Origin of the sequence: Caldimonas mangrovi (assembly GCF_023721835.1) — a bacterium.
GTDB classification, from domain to species: domain Bacteria; phylum Pseudomonadota; class Gammaproteobacteria; order Burkholderiales; family Burkholderiaceae_C; genus Caldimonas; species Caldimonas mangrovi.
In genome coordinates this window covers 212840-230491 of sequence record NZ_JAMKFE010000001.1, presented here as the reverse complement: position 1 = coordinate 230491, position 17652 = coordinate 212840, and the positions used below count along the sequence as shown (strand labels likewise).

General features: G+C 67.6%; 20 protein-coding genes. 9 read left to right on the top strand and 11 right to left on the bottom strand.

What is annotated here, in order from left to right:
- Nucleotides 1-74: 74 nt before the first annotated feature.
- Nucleotides 75-986, top strand: a complete 912-nt coding sequence (locus M8A51_RS01105; RefSeq protein WP_251776256.1) for a Tim44 domain-containing protein — start codon at nt 75-77, stop codon at nt 984-986.
- 81 nt (nt 987-1067) lie between these two features.
- Here M8A51_RS01105 and M8A51_RS01100 read toward each other — a convergent pair whose 3' ends face one another.
- The 3 genes from M8A51_RS01100 to M8A51_RS01090 all read right to left on the bottom strand — a co-directional run bounded on the left by M8A51_RS01100 (nt 1068) and on the right by M8A51_RS01090 (nt 3218).
- Complete coding sequence (locus tag M8A51_RS01100) at nt 1068-1901, bottom strand: metallophosphoesterase family protein (RefSeq protein ID WP_251776254.1); 834 nt, start codon at nt 1899-1901, stop codon at nt 1068-1070.
- Nucleotides 1898-2797, bottom strand: coding sequence for a diacylglycerol/lipid kinase family protein (locus M8A51_RS01095; protein ID WP_251776253.1), 900 nt, complete (start codon nt 2795-2797; stop codon nt 1898-1900). Before M8A51_RS01095 ends, M8A51_RS01100 begins: the two co-directional genes overlap by 4 nt.
- 148 nt (nt 2798-2945) lie before the next feature.
- The gene (locus M8A51_RS01090) at nt 2946-3218 is read right to left on the bottom strand and encodes a hypothetical protein (protein ID WP_251776248.1); all 273 of its coding nucleotides are present in this window, start codon (nt 3216-3218) and stop codon (nt 2946-2948) included.
- Between the two features lie 125 nt (nt 3219-3343).
- Here M8A51_RS01090 and M8A51_RS01085 point away from each other — a divergent pair, with 125 nt between their 5' ends.
- Nucleotides 3344-3709, top strand: coding sequence for a hypothetical protein (locus tag M8A51_RS01085; RefSeq protein WP_251776247.1), 366 nt, complete (start codon nt 3344-3346; stop codon nt 3707-3709).
- Between the two features lie 83 nt (nt 3710-3792).
- Here the strand turns inward: M8A51_RS01085 and M8A51_RS01080 are convergent, their stop codons facing one another.
- The 3 genes from M8A51_RS01080 to M8A51_RS01070 form a co-directional block, all read right to left on the bottom strand.
- The gene (locus M8A51_RS01080) at nt 3793-5715 is read right to left on the bottom strand and encodes an ATP-dependent metallopeptidase FtsH/Yme1/Tma family protein (RefSeq protein ID WP_251776246.1); all 1923 of its coding nucleotides are present in this window, start codon (nt 5713-5715) and stop codon (nt 3793-3795) included.
- 127 nt (nt 5716-5842) lie between these two features.
- Nucleotides 5843-6850: a cytochrome d ubiquinol oxidase subunit II gene (gene cydB / locus M8A51_RS01075; RefSeq protein ID WP_251776245.1), complete on the bottom strand. Its 1008-nt coding sequence runs from the start codon at nt 6848-6850 to the stop codon at nt 5843-5845.
- Complete coding sequence (locus M8A51_RS01070) at nt 6840-8261, bottom strand: cytochrome ubiquinol oxidase subunit I (RefSeq protein WP_251776244.1); 1422 nt, start codon at nt 8259-8261, stop codon at nt 6840-6842. The genes cydB and M8A51_RS01070 overlap by 11 nt, the downstream gene beginning before the upstream one ends.
- Nucleotides 8262-8476: 215 nt before the next feature.
- On the opposite strand from M8A51_RS01070, the gene M8A51_RS01065 reads away from it, so the two are divergent.
- A complete protein-coding gene (locus M8A51_RS01065; RefSeq protein ID WP_251776243.1) occupies nt 8477-8668 on the top strand; it encodes a DUF3606 domain-containing protein in 192 nt (63 codons plus the stop codon).
- Between the two features lies 1 nt (nt 8669).
- On the opposite strand, the gene M8A51_RS01060 is transcribed toward M8A51_RS01065, so the two are convergent.
- The gene (locus tag M8A51_RS01060; protein ID WP_251776242.1) at nt 8670-9413 is read right to left on the bottom strand and encodes a 2OG-Fe dioxygenase family protein; all 744 of its coding nucleotides are present in this window, start codon (nt 9411-9413) and stop codon (nt 8670-8672) included.
- 84 nt (nt 9414-9497) lie between these two features.
- Here M8A51_RS01060 and M8A51_RS01055 point away from each other — a divergent pair, with 84 nt between their 5' ends.
- On the top strand, nt 9498-10010 hold the full coding sequence (locus M8A51_RS01055; RefSeq protein WP_251776241.1) for a cupin domain-containing protein: 513 nt from the start codon (nt 9498-9500) through the stop codon (nt 10008-10010).
- On the opposite strand, the gene M8A51_RS01050 is transcribed toward M8A51_RS01055, so the two are convergent.
- Entirely contained in the window at nt 9994-10215 is a 222-nt protein-coding gene (locus M8A51_RS01050; RefSeq protein ID WP_251776240.1) for an RNA-binding S4 domain-containing protein, read from the bottom strand. The two genes, M8A51_RS01055 and M8A51_RS01050, sit on opposite strands and share 17 nt — an antisense overlap.
- Nucleotides 10216-10243: 28 nt before the next feature.
- Nucleotides 10244-11377 (bottom strand): ABC transporter substrate-binding protein, encoded by a 1134-nt coding sequence (locus M8A51_RS01045; protein WP_251776238.1) that lies wholly within the window; start codon nt 11375-11377, stop codon nt 10244-10246.
- A 243-nt stretch (nt 11378-11620) separates the two neighbouring features.
- On the opposite strand from M8A51_RS01045, the gene M8A51_RS01040 reads away from it, so the two are divergent.
- The 5 genes from M8A51_RS01040 to M8A51_RS01020 all read left to right on the top strand — a co-directional run bounded on the left by M8A51_RS01040 (nt 11621) and on the right by M8A51_RS01020 (nt 16449).
- A complete protein-coding gene (locus M8A51_RS01040) occupies nt 11621-12547 on the top strand; it encodes a gamma-glutamyl-gamma-aminobutyrate hydrolase family protein (RefSeq protein ID WP_251776237.1) in 927 nt (308 codons plus the stop codon).
- A 104-nt stretch (nt 12548-12651) separates the two neighbouring features.
- Entirely contained in the window at nt 12652-13458 is an 807-nt protein-coding gene (locus M8A51_RS01035; RefSeq protein WP_251776236.1) for a sensor histidine kinase, read from the top strand.
- A complete protein-coding gene (locus M8A51_RS01030) occupies nt 13455-14942 on the top strand; it encodes an RAD55 family ATPase (protein ID WP_251776235.1) in 1488 nt (495 codons plus the stop codon). Before M8A51_RS01035 ends, M8A51_RS01030 begins: the two co-directional genes overlap by 4 nt.
- 19 nt (nt 14943-14961) lie before the next feature.
- Nucleotides 14962-15345, top strand: coding sequence for a response regulator (locus M8A51_RS01025; RefSeq protein ID WP_251776233.1), 384 nt, complete (start codon nt 14962-14964; stop codon nt 15343-15345).
- A gap of 63 nt (nt 15346-15408) precedes the next feature.
- Complete coding sequence (locus tag M8A51_RS01020; protein WP_251776232.1) at nt 15409-16449, top strand: NADP-dependent oxidoreductase; 1041 nt, start codon at nt 15409-15411, stop codon at nt 16447-16449.
- A gap of 64 nt (nt 16450-16513) precedes the next feature.
- On the opposite strand, the gene M8A51_RS01015 is transcribed toward M8A51_RS01020, so the two are convergent.
- Both M8A51_RS01015 and M8A51_RS01010 read right to left on the bottom strand, forming a co-directional pair.
- Nucleotides 16514-16996 (bottom strand): BON domain-containing protein, encoded by a 483-nt coding sequence (locus M8A51_RS01015; RefSeq protein ID WP_251776231.1) that lies wholly within the window; start codon nt 16994-16996, stop codon nt 16514-16516.
- 252 nt (nt 16997-17248) lie between these two features.
- Nucleotides 17249-17551: a hypothetical protein gene (locus tag M8A51_RS01010; protein WP_251776230.1), complete on the bottom strand. Its 303-nt coding sequence runs from the start codon at nt 17549-17551 to the stop codon at nt 17249-17251.
- Between the last annotated feature and the right edge of the window lie 101 nt (nt 17552-17652).

Below are 17652 nucleotides of genomic sequence, written 5' to 3'. Positions count from 1 at the left end.
CCCGATGTGCATTCTCCCTACCATCAGCGATACCGCTGGAACGCCACCCGGCCTCACCCACAGGAGTACCGAAGATGAAAACTTTGTTCGCCGGCTTGCTCGCCGTCGTCATGGGGCTTGGCCTCGCGCTGGGCACGCCCGAGGTGGACGCCAAACGTCTGGGCGGCGGAGGCATGAGTCGGCAACTGCCGCCGCGGCAGGCGCCGAGCACGCCGCCGAAGCAGTCCACCCCTGACAACAACCAGGCCAGCCCGTCCGCCGCCCCCGGTGCAGCCGCTGCCGGCGCGCAGGCTGCGGGCCGACGCTCATGGATGGGGCCGATCGCCGGCTTGGCGGCCGGCCTCGGCCTCGCTGCACTGATGAGCCATCTCGGCCTGGGCGCCGAGTTCGCGAACTTCCTGATGCTCGCGCTGCTGGTGCTGGGCGGGATCTTCGTCGTGCGCTGGCTGATGCGCAGCTTTTCCGGGGCGCAGCGCCAGCCCGCCGGCCCGCGCATGCAGTACGCCGCAGCAGGCCAGCAGCCCAGCGGCGCGTTCGGCGCATCCGAGCGGCAGATGCCGCCTCTGGCCGGCGGCGGCGCCCCGGCTGCCGTCACCGCACCCACCCTGCAGGTGCCGACCGGCTTCGACGTCGCGGCTTTCGAGCGCATCGCCAAGATGATCTTCATCCGTCTGCAAGCCGCCAACGACGCCGGCGACCTCGATGACCTGCGCCGCTTCACGACGCCGGAAATGTTCGCCACCGCCCGACTTGATCTGCAGGACCGCCAGGAAGCGGCACAGCAGACCGACGTCGTGCAGTTGGATGCACAGATCGTCGATTTCGCGCAGGAGGACGGCCGCGACATCGTCAGCGTGCGCTACCACGGCCTGATCCGCGAGGAACAAGGCGGCGTCGCCGAGCCGTTTGACGAGGTCTGGCACCTCGTGAAGCCGAATGACGGCAGTCGGGAGTGGGCCATTGCTGGAATACAGCAATACGCGTGAGGCCTCACACCTGAAAGAGAAAACGCCGGGACACGCTCCCGGCGTTTTTCTTTGCGGTCGCCCGCCGATTCCGCTCGATGCTCACGGACGACCTGCCGGCGTGTCGCCACGCGACAGCGGGATCTCCAGGCGACTTTCCCGCTCGAAGCGCCGCGTCGAGGCGGCATGGTCCCAGCGCTCGACGATGCAGGCGCCGGACCGCACCGTCGGTGCGTAGCGCACGAGGTTGACGGAATTCGGAATGCCGCCGCGCACGCGGTGCGACACGGCTGTGCCGGCCTGCAGACACCATAGCGGTCGCGCGAGACCTGCGACGCTGTCCGCCAGCGGCCGCACATAGGGCAGATGGATGTGCCCGCCGAGCATCAGGTCGGCCCCGGCTTCGGCCCAGGCAAGCACCGCTTCGCGGTGACCGTGCAGCAGATTCTCCTCGTCCTCCAGACGCGTCACGTGCACCGGCTGATGGGTCACCACCACACGCAACTGCTCGCTGCGGGCCGCGCGCAGGCGCTGCGCCACCCGCGCCACCTGCTGTTCGCTGAGCTCGCCGTCCTTGTGCCGCCGCGCACGCGTGGTGTTCACGCATATCACCAGCAGGTCGTGCGTCTCGTGGCTGGGTTCCAGCTCGGTGCCGAACGCGCGCTGGTAGTTGCCGTAGGGCCGCAGCAGCCTAGCCGGCAGGTTGAACAGCGGGATGTCGTGGTTGCCGGGAATGACCAGCGTGGCCGGGGCTGCCAGCCGGTCCAGGAAGTGCCGCGCAGCAGCGAACTGGGCACGTCGGGCCCGTTGGGTGATGTCGCCGGACAGCACCACGACGTTCGGCCGCTGCTCGTGAGTGAAGCGCACCAGCGCCTCCATCACGTCGGCGCGCTCGGTGCCGAAGTGCGTGTCGGACAGGTGCAGCAGTGTCGTCATGCAGCCGGTGGCACGATCAGCCACAGCGGCTTGGGCTCGACGCCGAACACCAGCGGCGTCGACATCCATTGGGTTTCGCCGTCGACCGACACCTTCATCTTCACCGGGCGAGCGCGACGTAGCACCGGCTCGACCTCCAGATGCCTGAACGCAAAGCTGGCAACCTGGTCGGCGCTGCCCAGCCGGCCCACGGCGCCACGCAGCAGCAGGCCCAGCATGGCCCAGCGGCCACCAGTCTTGACGCTCAGTGCGACCAGTTGCCCCTGCGCCACCACCGGCGCGTCATCGATTCCGATCTGTGCCAGTTGCAATGCGTTGTTGCCGACGAACAACGTCGACGTCTTGAGCAATCTCGGTTCGCCTTCGTGTTCGACGCGCAGCAGCACCTGCCAATGCTCGCGCAGCAGCGTCAGCAAGCCCGAGCACAGCGCGACCCAGCGCGTACGGCCGTAACGTCGCTTGTAGGCTTCGCGTTCTTCGAGCAGTCGCGGGTAGAGGCCCAGGCTCGCATTGACGAGGAAAAGCCGCTCGTTCAGCCGGCCGACCTGCACCGGCCGCGGCGTGCCGGTCACCAGCGTGCGCGCAGCGCCTTCGACGTCGGTCGGAATGCCGTGCGTGCGGCTGAAATAGTTGAACGTACCGTGCGGCAGCACGCCGAAGGGCAGCTCGGTATCGAGCACTGCGTGCGCCACCGTATTGATCGTCCCGTCGCCGCCCGCAGCGACCACCGTACCACCCTCCCGGGCAGCCAGAGCGACCGCGTTCGCCGCCACCGTCCTCAATTGCTTGGGCCGTGTGACCTGCATCACCTCGTGCCGCACGCCGGCTTCACCGAACACCCCCGCCAGCGTCGCCAGCGTGCGGTGCCGGTCGCCCGAGCCCGAGTGCGTGTTCATCACGACGATCAACGGCCCGCGGCTCGGTGCGGCGTGCTGCTCGGCGGGGCCACTTGCCGGGCCAGCGCTGCCACCCGCTGCCGGTGACGTGGGAGTGAAAAGCAAGGGACGGACCATCAGGCCCGATGAAGCAAAGGGTGTTCCTGCGTCAGTCGCGCATCAGCCGGCGCTCCGGGCCCTGTACCTCGCGCACGACGACGTCGACCACGTCCGCATCGCCTGGCGCAGCCCGGGCCCGCATCGTTCCGGCGGTGCGCCAGCGCACGCTTGCCGGCCTGCGACCCCGCAACAGGCTCCACGCCGTGATGCCCAGCATAGCGAGCAGCCCGGCCGCGAAAAGGCTCACGGCGAACAGGGCACCGGCCAGCACGGCCAGCACGCTCAGAACGGACAGGGAGAAGCGGCGGAAGAAGGTCGGCATCGTTTGCATCTCTCTATGAGCGTTCCAGAGGTCATCGGGTTCCACGGGAACAGGAGACATCGATTATGAAGCCGGGTGCGCGGCTTGCTCGATGAAGGTCGATGGAAACAACAAGGAGCCAGACAATGGCAGTTGCAGACCGGATTGCCGATCACGGCGTCGTCAGCTTGCCGGCTGAGGCGGGTACCGTCGACTCGCCCGTGTTCGACGTCAACGAAGCCTGGCTGCGTTCGGCGCAGCCGGTGTTGCAGAAGGCCGCGATGTGGCGCTGGTTCGCCACCCGCTACGAAGACCCGAACCTTGCCACGCCGCATGACAAGGACGGCGGCTTCCTGTACACCAACGGAGGCCCCTACCACGCCGACCGGTTGTTGCACGACCGTTTCGACCGGCTGGTGCCGGCTCAGGTGGTGAGCGAACTGGTCGAGACGGTGCGCGGTGAGGTCGGCAACGACTGGGCGCCCAAGCCGATGGACAAGGCGGGCGGCTGAAGCGCCCGCCGTTGAAGGGTTCCCGGCCCGTCCCGGGCGCCTTGAGCCGTCGCCAAGGGACGGCGAGGCACGCGCCTCGGCAGTCAGAGCGGATGGCTGGCACCGTCCATCGCGACACGCAGTGCCGGTGCGTGCGGCACCGGCTCCTCGCCTCCCTGCGGCAGCAGCACCTGCAGCGACAGGCCGGAGACCGTCTCGTCGCGCAGCAGCGCATCGGTCAGCGCCTGCAGCGACTCCCGATGCTGGTGCAGCGCCTCGCGACACAACGCCTGCGCACGGTCGAGCAGCACCCTGGCTTCGGCCAGCACTTTTTCCTGAATGTGCGGCCCGACCAGCTTTTCGGGCACGCCCTGCAGGCTCAGCAGACCGAACTCGGTGCTGAAGCCCATCGAGCTGACCATCTCGATCGCAAGCTCGGAGGCCCGCTTGAGGTCGTCCGATGCACCGGAGGTGGTGTTGCCGAAGGTCATCAGTTCGGCTTCCCGACCCGCCAGCATCATGCCCAGCCGCGCATGCAGCTCCTGCTCGCCGTACAGCGGCACTTCGTTCGGCCGCGTTACGAAGGTCACCCCCAGTGCGTGACCGCGCGGCTCGATGGTCACGCGTTCGACGGTGCCCGCCTTCAGCACGTGCGCGACGACGGCATGGCCGCTCTCGTGGATCGCGATGCGATGGCGTGCTTCGGGCGTGAACATCGCCTTGACGCTGGAGACCTCGCCGCCCAGTTGGTGGGTTTCGAGCGCGCGGTGCAGGTGCTCCTGCAGGACATGGTCGCTGCCGATCTCGGCCGCCAGCACGGTGGCGCGGTTGACGACATTGGTGATGTCGGCGTGCGACAGGCCGGTGCTGGAGCGCGCGAGCGTCTCGACCTCGATGCCGGGCGCCGCCTTCACGCGTGCCAGACAGAGCTTGAACAGCTCGCGCCGGTCGTTGACATTGGGCAGCGCGACACGGGCGACCAGGTCGAAACGCCCCGGCCGCTTCAACGCCTCGTCGACGTTGCCGACGTGGTTGGTCGCCCCGATCACCACAACGTTCTCGGCCGCCGCGAAGCCGTCCATCTCGACCAGCAGCTTGTTGATGATGCGGTTTTCTTCCGACTGCCCGCCGCCGGCCACCTTGGCGCCGGTCGAGCGCTTGCCGATACCGTCGAACTCGTCGATGAAGACGATGCACGGCGCATGCTTGCGTGCGGTCGCAAACAGCTCGCGCACCTTGGTGATGCCGGCGCCGTAGAACATGCTGGAGAAATAGGAACCGTCGACGGCGATGAAGTTGGCGCCGCACTCGCCGGCCAACGCGCGCGCCAGCAGCGTCTTGCCGGTGCCGGGAGGCCCTTCGAGCAGCACGCCGCGCGGCGGCTTGGCGCCGAGCGCGAGGTACTTGTCGGGGCTGCGCATGAAGGCGGTCACCTGCTGCAACGCAGCCTTCGCCTCGGACGAGCCGATCACGTCGTCGAAGCAGGTGTCCGGTTTCTCGGCAAGCTGTGCCTTGCCGCCCCCACCCTGCGTCTGGCGCACCAGGTAGACCGCGATCAGGCCCATCACCGCCACGGTCAGCAGCCCGGCGAGGCGCTGCATCACATTGCCGGCGCTGTCGACGATCTTCGCGGCGGTACCGCGCTCGTCGACCCGGATCGGCGTCAACGCGAAGCCATGTTCGCGGCTCAAGGCCTCCAGACGCGATCCCAGGCCGTCCTGCTGCGACAGCAGTTCGGTGCTGTAACGCTCGCCGGCCGCTGTCGTCACCAGGACGCGGCGCCCGTCGACGCCGACAGCCTTCACGCCGCCTTGCTGCAGCGCCCGCTCGAACTCCGACACATCGCGCGGGTGGTCCAGCCAGGCTCGTGCGTCACGCTCGAACCGCTGCGCCAGCTCGGTCTTCTGCGCCGATGCCGGAGCCTGCGTGTGGTAGTCCATGGCCACGGCGGCGGCCAGCACAAGAATGCCGGCAGAGGTGCCGGCGAGGTATTGCGCCCAACGGGGCCAGGTCTTGAAGGACTTCATGGGGGTCTCGGAGGAGAAGGACCATATGAGACCTCATTCGGTTCCCCGCAAGAGCAGCAACAGCAGCAAAAAGGTCGGGTACTTCCGCCGCGGCGGCAATTCCTCACGCCGCACGGCACTGTAGAAATTACATCGAGTGATAGCCGTGGGCCCTGACCTTGCCACGAAACACCCAATACGACCAGAACACGTACATCAGGATCACCGGCAGGAGGAACATCGTACCGATCATCATGAACGCCTGAGACTTGGGGGCGGCCGCGGCGTCCCACAGCGTGATCGACGGCGGCGCGACGTAGGGCCACAGGCTGATGACCAGCCCGGTGAAGGCCAGGAAGAACAGCCCCATGGAGCAAACGAAGGGCAGCACCTCGGCACCGCGCCTCAAGGCCCGCAGCAGCAGCCAAGCGAGCACCACCGTGAGCGCCGGCACCGGCGAGAGATACGCCAGGTTGGGCCAGCTGAACCAACGCTCGGCGATGCGAGGCTCGGCCAACGGCGTCCACAAGCTGATCAGCGCGATGAAGGCCAGCACACCCCACAGACAGCGGCGCGCCATCTTGCGCGCCCAGGCCTGCAGCTCGCCTTCGGTCTTCATCACCAGCCAGGTCGCGCCCTGCAGGGCGTAGCCGAAGATCAGCCCCACACCCGCGAGCAGCGGAAAGGCGGAGACCCAGTCCCAGCTGGTACCCGAGAACTGCCGCCCCTGCACCGGAAAGCCGGTGACGAAATTGCCGAGCACGACCCCCTGCGCATAGGTCGCGAGCAGCGACCCCCAGAAGAAGCCGCGGTCCCAGATGCCGCGGCGTGCGCCCTCCACCTCGCGGAACTCGAAGGCCACGCCGCGAAACAGCAGGCCCAGCAGCATCACGAGGACGGGAAAGTACAGCGCCGGCATCACCACTGCGAATGCGAGCGGGAACACCGCCAGCAGGCCGCCCACGCCGAGGACCAGCCAGGTCTCGTTGAAGTCCCAGATCGGGGCCACCGAGGCGACCATCAGGTCACGGTCGGTCGCGTCGCGCCGCAGCGCGAACAGCATGCCGACGCCAAGGTCGAAGCCGTCGAGCAGCACGTACATGAACACCGCAAGCGCGAGGATCGCGGCCCACAGCGGCACCAGATCAAGTTGCATCGTCGGCCTCCTGCCGTGGCGCCGGTGTGGCTGAATGGGTGACGGCCGACAGGGGGCGCGCCGGCCGCGCCTCGGGCTCGCGGCTCTCGTCTTGCTCGGCGGTCTTTGGCCCGGCACGTACCATGCGGCGCAGCAGCACGAAGCCGCCGCCGAAGATCAGAAAATACGCCACGACGTAGGTGGCCAGTGACAACGACACGTCCGTGACGGTCAGCGTCGGCGTCACCGAGTCGGCCGTACGCAGCAGGCCATAGACGGTCCACGGCTGGCGGCCGACCTCGGTGACGGTCCAGCCTGCGAGCACCGCAACGAAACCGATCGGCATCGCCCGGTGTGCGAGCAGCAGGTAGCCGGGCGCGTCATACAGCCGGCCACGGAAATGCAGGACCCAGCCGAGCACGACGATCAAGAGCATCAGCAAGCCCATGCCCACCATCACCCGGAACGCGAAGTACACGATCGCGACCGGCGGCCGGTCCTCGCGCGGCCACTCCTTCAGGCCCTTCACCTCGCCGTCCCACTCGTGCGTGAGGTACAAGCTGCCGAGCGCGGGAATTGCGATCTCGAAGCGGTTGACCTCGGCCTGTTCGTCCGGAACGGCGAACAGCGAGGCCGGCACGCGCCGCCCCGTCTCCCACAGACCTTCCATGGCCGCCACCTTGGCCGGCTGGTGCTCCAGCGTGTTCAGTCCATGCAGGTCGCCGATCAGGATCTGCAACGGCACCGTCACGCTGAGGAAGCCGAGCGACATCTTCAGCATCACACGACTCTCGGCCAGGTGACGGCGCCGGCGCAGGTAGCCCGCCGCGACGGCGAGAATCACGAAGGCCGTGGTCACCAGGAAGGCCACCACCGTGTGCGACAGCCGGTACGGGAACGAGGGCGTAAACATGACCGAGAGCATGTCAATCGGGATGAAGCGGCCGTCGACGATTTCATGGCCGCGCGGCGTCTGCATCCAGCTGTTGACGGCCAGGATCCAGAACGACGACAGCAGCGTGCCGAGTGCCACCATGACTGCCGCGAACACGTGTGCCCATTGCGGCACCAGCTTGCGCCCGAACAGCAAGATGCCGAGGAAGGCCGCCTCGAGGAAGAAGGCCGTCAGCACCTCGTAGGCCATCAGCGCGCCGACCACGTCCATCACCTGCGCCGAGAAGCGGCTCCAGTTGGTGCCGAACTGGAAGGGCATGACGATGCCCGACACCACGCCCATGCCGAACGAGACCGCGAAGATCTTGATCCAGAAGGCCGAAAGCCGCTGATAGACAGGGTCCTTCCTGATCCACCACAGCACCTCGAGCGTCGCGATATAGCACGACAGCCCGACCGTGAAGGCAGGCAGCAGGATGTGCCACGCCACCACCCAGGCGAACTGGATGCGCGACAGCAGCAGGGCGTCGATGGCCACGGCGGTCTCCGTCGGTTGACCGCAGCCACCAGCAAGCGCTGGTCCCGCGCGATCTCGGCGCGGCATGAGGCTTGCCGCCTCAGCGCCGAAGGGGCAGCTTCGCGCAGTCGACGCGGGAACTCGTACCGCCGGCGCCGCTCGTATCGGTGACGGGCCGCGCGTCAGGCAGGCACGCCCGCTGCCTGCACGACCGCCTGACGCATCAGGAGAACGCCATGATTGCAGCCGAAATCTACGAGCGCGCCGGCCACGAACGGGTCGCCGTGGACATCGATGAGGAAAGCGAGTTGGAGTATTGGGTGACCGAACTCGGCGTCACTGCCGACGACGTACGACGCGCGGTCGAAGCGGTGGGGCACCAGGCGCTCGCGGTGCGCGAATACCTGGCGAGTCACACGACACCGTGATTCACGTGCGCGCGGCGGGGCCCTGGAAACCGCCTTGCCGGAACGTCAGCACCAGCGTGTCGCGGCAGCCGCCCTCGGCGACCGGCTGGATGGGCGTGGTCTCGTGGACCACACGCTCGTCATCCAGCAGCAACAGCGTCCAGGGCTGGCTCATCGTGAAGCGCAGGCCGTTCGGGCCGCGCGCTTCGAACACGCGCGTCTCGCCGCCCTTCACGCCGTGGCGGCCGACGAGCATCACCGCGACGAAATCCACTCCGTCGCGGTGCGCACCCTCGGGCGTCGGCCGGCCGATGCCGTCGGTGGTGTCGATGCGGAACTGGTGCGCCTCGACGTACCAGCGGTCCACCTGGGGCTTCAGCACCGTGCAGCTGGCGGCCAGGCGCTGCAGCAGTGCCGACCAGACCGGCTGCTCGATCACTGCCGGCTCGATCGGTTCGAACCAGCGCTCCAGACCGCCATGCAGGGCGTTGTATTCCACCGGCTGCCAGTGGGCACGATGCGGCACTTCCGTCAGTTCCGGGCCGCAGGCAATGAAGCACGAGTGCCGGCGCCGACGGTAGCGGCCACCGTCGCGCAGGTAGGTGTCGGGCGGCAAGCGGCTCCACGACGCGTGCAGCGGTTCCAGCGTCGCCAAGTCGGTCGACAACCACTCGCACAAGGCCGCCGCACCGAGCACCGCATAACCTTCATTGCGCAGATCCGACTCGAGGAGCGACAGCTCGGTGTAGGGCGGCGGCAGGGTCATGGCGCTCTCGCGTTGCAAAAACGATGTCCCGCACTGTAACAACTCCCGGTCAGCGCTGCGCGCAGCGCACAATCTGCACCCGCCATGCCGAACATTCCGTCTTTCGATCGCCCTGCCGGCCGCGCCGGTGAATTGGTACAGTTGCTCGGGCTGCAGCCTCATCCCGAAGGCGGCTACTTCCGCGAGGTGTTCCGCTCGACGGCGACGGTGGCGCCCGACGACGCCCGCCCGGTGCGGCGCGCCCTGACGACCATCGATTTCCTGCTTGCCGCCGGCCAGTTCAGCGCCTGGCACCGTGTGGATTCCGACGAGGTGTGGCATCTGCTCGAAGGCTCTCGCCTGAGGCTGTGGCTGATGCCGCCGTCGCTGGACCGCGTCACCGCGGTCGATCTCGATACGGCCAGCGTGGTGACCGTCCCACGCCACGTCGTGGAGCGCGGCTGGTGGCAGGCAGCCGAGCCTTGCGGCGAGTTCTGCTACACCGCGGCGACCGTGGGGCCCGGCTTCGAGTTCGCCGACTTCGCCTTCATGCGTGAGCAGGCCGACGCCCGAGACGCGCTGCAGCGCCTGCAGCCCGATCTCACGCGCCTGCTATGACGCGCACCCGCGCGCCATGCACTTGCACCACCTGGCCGGGGCGCAACTTGCACGTCTTGCGCAACTCTTCCTGGCCGTTGACCTGGACCTTGCCGGCGGCCACCATGGCCTTGGCCTCGCCGCCGCTGTCGGCGAGGCCGGTGGCCTTCAGCAGGCGGTCGAGCGTGATGTACTCGCCGCGCAATTCGAAATCGATGAGAAGCATGGCTGCGATTGTGCCGCCACACGCGTGCTCACTGAACGATCTTGCCGCCGTCGCCGATCATCGCGAAGTCGACGTAGCGTGATGCGGTGCGTTCGCGCTGCGTGAAGTCGAGCCGGTAGCCGCCGACGTCGAGTTCGGCGGTCGACTCCAGCGCCGCGGTCACGGCCTCGGGCGTGAAGCGCTGTGCCTTGTCCAAGGCCTTCACGAGCGCCTTCGCGGCGATGAAACCCTCGATCGATCGTGCCGAGAGGTTGGCGTCCTGCGAAGCGCCGCGCAGCCGCAGGTACTCGCGCACGACCTCACGGTCGGTCTTCGTCGCCAGCGGCAGCACCACCGAGAACGCGTATCCGCGCGCCCGTTCGGGGCCCAGTTTCTTCAGCAGCGCCTCGGTGTCGATGATCGACATGCCGTACATCGTTGCCGGGCCACCCGCCTCGCCGTACTGGCGCACGAATTCGATGCCCGCCGCCGTCGTGGCGCCCAGAAAGATCACCTGCGGACCCGCCTTCAGCATGCCGGTCACCGCCCCGCCGACGTCGGTGGTGTTGCGCGGGTAGGCCGCACGCCCGACCAGCGTGATGCCGTGCTGCCGCGCGGCCTTCTCGGCGCCGGTCAGCACGTCCTGTCCCAGGCCGTCGTCCTGGTAGACCACGCCGACGCGCTTCAGGCCCAGCTGCGACAGCTGGCTGAACAGCCTTGCGATCTCGTCGTGGTAGCTCGCCTTCACGACGTGCAGACCGCGCGCCGAGGCCACGCTGGCCGCGCCCGATACTGCGCCGACCATGGACACGCGGCTCTTGTCGAGCACGCCGTCGCGCGCCAGCACCTCGAGGTTGGTGGTGCCGACCGTACCGATCATCGCCACCGGAGCCTCCTGGGCGATCAGTTCCTTGACCAGCCGCACCGTCTCGTCCGCCTTCTGCGCGTCATCGCGTGTGACAAGGCGGATGCGCTGGCCCTTGACACCGCCGCGCGCATTGACCGCATCGAAATACAGCTTCGCTCCGGCATGGATGGCGCGCCCGGTCACGGCCTGGGGTCCGCTGAACGGCGCCACCTGCCCGACGATCACGTCGGCGTGCGCATTCATCGCGGCGGCCGCGGTCACTCCGAGCAACAATTGGCGCAGGCGGCGAGCCGCGCCGAGTAGGCGAAATCGCATGTTTTTTCCGGGTTGAGTGGGTTGCGAGGGGGGCGATTCTAGGAAGCCGTTTTTCGGGCCCCGTGGCGAACCGCTTAAAGTCGGCTGAATGCGCGCACCCTGGTGCAAACGAGTATTGACAAGCGTGACATCGTTCACGGGCCCCCTCGGCCCCGAGGGGGTGCGACACGCAGTACGATCGGCCCATGATTTGCTCCGGCATGAAAGCCGCCCGGCCCTGCCGCAGCCATGGAGACCGTACGCATGACCCCACCCCCCGAGCCGACCCGCCCCTTGCGCATCGGCATCTCGGCACGACTGATGTACCAAGTCCCGCCGGAGCTGGGTTTTCGCAACAAGACGTTGCAATACCTCGAGCAATCGCTCGCCCACTGGATCATGGAGCATGGGGCGGTCGCCTTCATGATCCCGGCGGTCGCCGAGGACAGTCGGCGCGCGGCGCGCCATCTCTCGGTGTTCGACTACGTCAACGAACTCGACGGCTTGGTGCTCCAGGGCGGCGCCGACGTTGCGCCGCAGAGCTACGGCGAGGAGCCGCTCGATGCGCGATGGAGCGGCGACCCGGTGCGCGACCGCTACGAACTTGCATTGCTGCGAGCCTTCCTGCAGCAGCAAAAGCCGGTGATCGGCGTGTGCCGCGGCTGCCAACTGCTCAATGTGGCCTTCGGCGGCACGCTCTACCAAGACGTGCAGACGCAGTGTTCGGCCGCGCACGCGCACGTGGACCCGGAGCTGTACGACCAGTTCGAGCACGAGGTGACTTTCCTGCAGAACACGCAGCTCGCCAAGCTCTACCCGACCGGCTCGCGCATCCGCGTCACCAGCATCCATCACCAGGCCGTGCACAAGCTCGGGCGCCAGATCGAGGTGGAGGCGATCTCCACGGTCGACGGCATCGTCGAGGCGATCCGCTGGACCGGCGATGGCTACGCGCGCGGTGTCCAGTGGCATCCGGAGTTCCACCACGACCGCAGCGCGCTGGCCGACAGCTCGCCGATCATGCTCGACTTCCTCAACGAGGCGCGTGAAGCGGCACTGGACCGCCTGAGCGACGAAGACTGCGCCGACCGCCGCGTGCCGCGCGGCCCGGTGCAGCTGCCAGTTGCACCAGCGCCGGCCGACGTGAAGAAAGACGCGAAGAAGGACACCAAGGCCGCCGCGAAGGCCTGAGCGGGCACGGGAACGCCGTTTGCTTTCTCGCACGGGCGTTGGTGTCGACGCCGTGGTTGGCGCTAGACTCGGGCGCCCCACCACTGCGAGCGCCGCCATACGCCATGGAGATCGAGTCGCCCGGGTCCTCGACGGAAGCTGCGTTGCACGATGCGCTGGCCGAGATCGATCGCCTGCACGAAGAGATCCGCGAGCGCGACGAACTGCTGGCGGTCGCTTCGCACGAACTGCGCAATCCCTTGCACGTACTGACACTGCAGATCGCCGCGGCCCGCCTTGCGGCGCAGGCAAGACAGCAGACCGAGATTGCTGCGCGTCTCGACAAGGCCGAGAACCTGTTGTCCCGCTACGCAGAGCGTCTGGGCGTGCTGCTCGACCTGAGCCGCCTGAATGCCAAGGCCTATCCGCTCGCGGTGCGCGAAGTGGACCTGGGCCTCACGCTGCGGCAGTTGATCGACGCACTGCGTTCCGAGGCGGACTATCACCGCGTCGACCTGGAGTTCGAAGGCCCGCCGCAGTGCCTGGTGCAGACGGACCCGCTCGCACTCGAACAGGTGATCGGCAACCTGCTCGTCAACGCGTTCAAGCACTCGGGCTGCCGCCATGCGACCCTGACGCTCGAGCCCGCCGAGCGGGACTGGGTCATGCTGCACGTCGCCGATGACGGTCGAGGCATCGCCGAGCCCGAGCAGCGGCGCATCTTTGACAAGTTCACCGTCGGGCGCACGGGAACGAACGGCAGCGGCTCGGGCTTGGGGTTGTGGATCGTACGCAAGCTCGCCGAAGCGCTGGGCGCTAACATTTCGCTCGACAGCCGCCCGGCGGCCGGCTGCCGGTTCACGCTTCGGCTGCCACGCCGCCATGCGGGCCATGCCATGGATCATTCCTCGAACCCAGCACCCTCCTCATGAGCGCCACCTCGTCCAATGTCCTCGCGCTCGAGCGCGTGCCGAGCCGGATCCCCGGCCTCGACGTGCTGCTCGGCGGCGGCTTCTTCCGCTCGGGCGTCTACATCGTTCAGGGCCACCCCGGCAGCGGCAAGACGATACTTGCGAACCAGTTGTGCTATCGGCATGCCGCCGACGGCGGCCGCGCCGTCTACGTGACACTGCTGGCCGAATCGCATTCGCGCATGCTGCAGCACATCCGCGGCCTCAGCTTCTTCGACGAGTCGGTAATTCCCAACGGGCTGTCGTACATCAGCGCCTTCCACGACCTGGAAACCGAAGGGCTGAAGGGCCTGATGAGCGTGCTGCGACGCGAAATGCGCGCGCGCAACGTCAGCGTGCTGGTGCTCGACGGCCTGGTGGCCGCCGCCGAAGCGGCCGAGACCGACGGCGCGCTGAAGAAATTCATCCACGAGGTGCAGACCAGCGCGGTCTTCCACGGCTGCACGGTGTTCCTGCTGACCAGTGGCAGCATGCAACGCGTCAACGCCGAACACACCATGGTGGACGGGCTGATCGAGCTGGAAGACCGCCTCTACGACGCCCGCGCCGAGCGAACCATCCAGGTGCGCAAGTTCCGCGGCGCCGGCCCCCTGCGTGGCAAGCACGCGTTTCGCATCACCGATGACGGGCTCGAGGTGTTTCCCCGCATCGAAGCGCTGTATGGCCAGCCGGCCGAGCCCGCGCCGCTGGACGGCACGACCAGCACCGGGGTGCCGTCGCTCGACGCGCTGCTGAGCGCCGGGGGCCTGCCGCGTGCGAGCGCCACGGTGGTCATCGGCTCCACCGGTACCGGCAAGACCTCGCTGGCACTGCATTACCTTTCGCGCAGCAGCACCGACGCGCCGGGCCTGATGTTCGGCTTCTTCGAGTCGCCGGCTCGTCTGAGAATGAAGGCCACCGCGCTGGGGCTGGATTTGCGCACGCCGGAAGCCGAGGGAGCGCTGCGCTTCACGTGGCTGCCGCAAGGCGAGTACGTCCTTGACGAACTGGCCCACCGGCTGCTGGCCACCGTACGGGAACAAGGCACGCGCCGGCTCGTGATCGACGGGTTGTCCGGCTTCTTCGAGGCCTCGACCCATCCCGAACGCACCGGCCGCTTCTTCTCGTGCCTGGTCAACGAACTGCGCCGGTTGGGCGCCTGCGTACTGATGACATTGGAAACCCGCGACGTCGTCTCCAGCGTTGTCAGCACGCCTTATGGCGTATCCGCCTTTGTCGACAATCTGCTGTACCTGCGCTTCGTCGAGCACTGTGGCCAGGTCAAGCGCCTGCTGACGGTCACGAAAATGCGCGACAGCGATTTCGACCCCGGACTGCACGAGATGGTGATCACGGCCGCAGGTCTGTCGGTCGCGGGCCGCTACACGGCCGATGGCGATGTCATTCCCTCGGCGAGCCCGGTCGATGCGAACGCATCGCCCTCGCGGCCCGGTCTGCCCACCTGAGCTTCAACAGGGTTCACACTTGAAGACCGTCCTTGTCGTCGATGACGAGCTGGCCAACGCGGAGGTACTCAGCCTGATCCTTCAGGACGAAGGCTACCGGGTCTACTGCGCTTCCAATGGACGCCAGGGGCTGGACAAGGTGATCGAACTGAAGCCCGACCTGGTGATCCTCGATTTCATGATGCCGGTGATGAACGGCGCCGAGATGGGCCGCGCGTTGCGTGCCACCGCTGCCACGCGCGACCTGCGCATCCTGATGAACAGCAGCCTGCAGGAGGAAGCAGTGCGCGAGCATTTCACCGGCTACGACGCCTTCCTGCGCAAGCCCTACAACATCGAGAAGGCACTGGAACTCATCGACCGGTTGCTCGCGCCCGAGCCCGGCCAGCCGTCGCCTAGGTGACGGCCGGCAGCAAGCGAGTATGGTGTGATTCGGTCACATGCAGCAGCAGCCGGAAGGACACCGATGAGCACCCTCGCCTCCCTCGCCAACCACCAGGTCCGCCTCGCGTCCCGCCCCACCGGGCAACCGACGCGCGAGAACTGGGAGTTCACCACCGAGCCCGTGGCCGAGCCCGCCGACGGCGGCGTGGTCGTCAAGACGCTGTACCTCTCGCTCGACCCCGCAATGCGCGGTTGGATGAACGAAGGCAAGTCCTACATTCCGCCGGTGGGCATCGGCGAGGTGATGCGTGCCGGCGGCGTCGGTCGCGTGCTCGCGTCGAAGAACGACCAGTTCGCGGTCGGCAGCCATGTCATGGGCAGCCTCGGCGTGCAGGAGGTCGCGAGCTTTTCCGCCGACCAGATCAAGCGCGCCGGATTGGCGCGCATCGACTTGCGCGCGGGCAGCGAGACCCAATGGCTCAACGTGCTCGGCATGCCGGGCATGACCGGTTACTTCGGCCTGCTGGACGTCGGGCAACCCCGGCCCGGTGAGACCGTGGTCGTATCGGGCGCCGCGGGGGCGGTCGGCCAGACGGTCGGGCAGCTGGCAAAGATCAAGGGGTGCCGGGTGGTCGGCATCGCGGGCGGCAGGGCCAAGTGCGACTGGGTTGTCAGCGAACTCGGCTTCGACGCCTGCATCGACTACAAGGCAGGTGCCGTAAAGGACGGGCTGAAGGAGCACTGCCCGCAGGGCGTCGACATCTACTTCGACAACGTCGGCGGCGAGATCCTCGACACGGTGCTCACCCGCATCAATCGCAAGGCGCGCATCATCATCTGCGGCGCGATCTCGCAATACAACAACACCACCCCGGTGCAGGGCCCCAAGAACTACCTGTCGCTGTTGGTGAACCGGGCGCGCATGGAAGGCATCGTGGTGTTCGACTACGCCGACCGCTACCCCCTCGCGGTCGCTGAACTTGCAGGCTACCTGAAGGACGGCCGCATGAAGTCCAAGGAAGACGTCGTCGACGGCGGCGTGCAGGCGTTTCCAGAGACCTTGCTGAAGCTGTTCACCGGCGAGAACTTCGGCAAGCTGGTCCTGAAAGTGGCTCAGGACTGAGCGGCAAGCACCGTAAAAAAGCCGCCCCGTCAGGGGCGGCGAATCTTCTCCAGAGTGCTCTCGCTTACTGCGCCGGACGCGCGTTGGCATTGCTCTCGACGCGCAGTCCGTTGTCGACGCTCGTCACACCACGCACCGACGAGGCCAGTTGCGTCGCGCGCTCACGCGCCGCGTCGTTGGGTGCCGTGCCCGACAGCGTCACCCGGCCGTTCTCGGTGTCGACGTCGATGCCCAGCGCGCTCAAGTCGTTGTCGCGCGCCAGCTCGGCATTGACCGACGCGGTGATCGCGGCATCGCTGATCGCATCACCGGTGTTCTCGACGCCGCGCTCCACCGCGTTGCCGGCGCGTTCGGCGCCACGCTCCATCGCGTTGCCGGCATCGCGCGCCGCTTCGCCGGCACGGTCGCCCATTGCCTCGCTGCGCTGTTCGGCCTGGGCAACGACCGAATCATCGTCACGTGCGGCAGTGGTGTCTTCGCCGGCACGGTTGCAGGCGGTCAACGCCACGGCGGCGGCAAGGGTCCCCATCAAGGTCAGTGCTTTCATCATTGCTCTCCTTCCGTTGAGTCGAAGTCACCGCGCCGGGCTGAAGCCAACAGCGGCGGGTTGGCACAAAAGGCCGGCCCATGGGTTCCTCCCTGGCTCGACCACCGGCCGGTCACCGGACGGGCTCCCGCCCGCCGCGGCTGTCGGCCTCCTGCTGCGGGCGCCCCACGGCTGCCGCTTTCGTCGCGGCCTGCCGCCGGATGGATCACCCGACAACCGCCGCGCCAAACAGGTCTACAGGTTCAGGCGCTCTCAGACGAGCACGCGGGGATGTCCCTGGTGGCCCGGCGTACGCTCGAAGCGAACTGCCTCGCGCGACGCCGCACCTTCACGGCAAACCGCCTCAGGTGAGCCACCGCTGCGACTCAGTACCCAGACGGGCTGGGTGCGACCCAACAGCGGCGAGAACTCCTCGCGCACACCGACGCATCGCACCAGCCGGATGCTCTGCGTGGCGACAGCCCCTGGGTGGTTCTTCACCTCCAAGGCGACCACCCCGGCCGTCGCGGTCCCGACGAGCACGGTGCCGATCACGGCGAGAAATCCAGCGGCCATGACGAGTCCTTCTGTTTCGGACGACTGAACCAGTCGATGGACTCAATGTAGGGGGAGGCCCGCGGCGCTGCTGTCAGCAGCAGCTGGTCGCCGATGTCGGA

Excerpts from the sequence above, each read along its gene's own strand:
- M8A51_RS01105 (WP_251776256.1), top strand. The coding sequence starts at position 75 with ATGAAAACTTTGTTCGCCGGCTTGCTCGCCGTCGTCATGGGGCTTGGC.
- M8A51_RS01100 (WP_251776254.1), bottom strand. The coding sequence starts at position 1,901 with ATGACGACACTGCTGCACCTGTCCGACACGCACTTCGGCACCGAGCGC.
- M8A51_RS01095 (WP_251776253.1), bottom strand. The coding sequence starts at position 2,797 with ATGAACACGCACTCGGGCTCGGGCGACCGGCACCGCACGCTGGCGACG.
- M8A51_RS01090 (WP_251776248.1), bottom strand. The coding sequence starts at position 3,218 with ATGCCGACCTTCTTCCGCCGCTTCTCCCTGTCCGTTCTGAGCGTGCTG.
- M8A51_RS01085 (WP_251776247.1), top strand. The coding sequence starts at position 3,344 with ATGGCAGTTGCAGACCGGATTGCCGATCACGGCGTCGTCAGCTTGCCG.
- M8A51_RS01080 (WP_251776246.1), bottom strand. The coding sequence starts at position 5,715 with ATGAAGTCCTTCAAGACCTGGCCCCGTTGGGCGCAATACCTCGCCGGC.
- cydB (WP_251776245.1), bottom strand. The coding sequence starts at position 6,850 with ATGCAACTTGATCTGGTGCCGCTGTGGGCCGCGATCCTCGCGCTTGCG.
- M8A51_RS01065 (WP_251776243.1), top strand. The coding sequence starts at position 8,477 with ATGATTGCAGCCGAAATCTACGAGCGCGCCGGCCACGAACGGGTCGCC.
- M8A51_RS01060 (WP_251776242.1), bottom strand. The coding sequence starts at position 9,413 with ATGACCCTGCCGCCGCCCTACACCGAGCTGTCGCTCCTCGAGTCGGAT.
- M8A51_RS01055 (WP_251776241.1), top strand. The coding sequence starts at position 9,498 with ATGCCGAACATTCCGTCTTTCGATCGCCCTGCCGGCCGCGCCGGTGAA.
- M8A51_RS01050 (WP_251776240.1), bottom strand. The coding sequence starts at position 10,215 with ATGCTTCTCATCGATTTCGAATTGCGCGGCGAGTACATCACGCTCGAC.
- M8A51_RS01045 (WP_251776238.1), bottom strand. The coding sequence starts at position 11,377 with ATGCGATTTCGCCTACTCGGCGCGGCTCGCCGCCTGCGCCAATTGTTG.
- M8A51_RS01040 (WP_251776237.1), top strand. The coding sequence starts at position 11,621 with ATGACCCCACCCCCCGAGCCGACCCGCCCCTTGCGCATCGGCATCTCG.
- M8A51_RS01035 (WP_251776236.1), top strand. The coding sequence starts at position 12,652 with ATGGAGATCGAGTCGCCCGGGTCCTCGACGGAAGCTGCGTTGCACGAT.
- M8A51_RS01030 (WP_251776235.1), top strand. The coding sequence starts at position 13,455 with ATGAGCGCCACCTCGTCCAATGTCCTCGCGCTCGAGCGCGTGCCGAGC.
- M8A51_RS01020 (WP_251776232.1), top strand. The coding sequence starts at position 15,409 with ATGAGCACCCTCGCCTCCCTCGCCAACCACCAGGTCCGCCTCGCGTCC.
- M8A51_RS01015 (WP_251776231.1), bottom strand. The coding sequence starts at position 16,996 with ATGAAAGCACTGACCTTGATGGGGACCCTTGCCGCCGCCGTGGCGTTG.
- M8A51_RS01010 (WP_251776230.1), bottom strand. The coding sequence starts at position 17,551 with ATGGCCGCTGGATTTCTCGCCGTGATCGGCACCGTGCTCGTCGGGACC.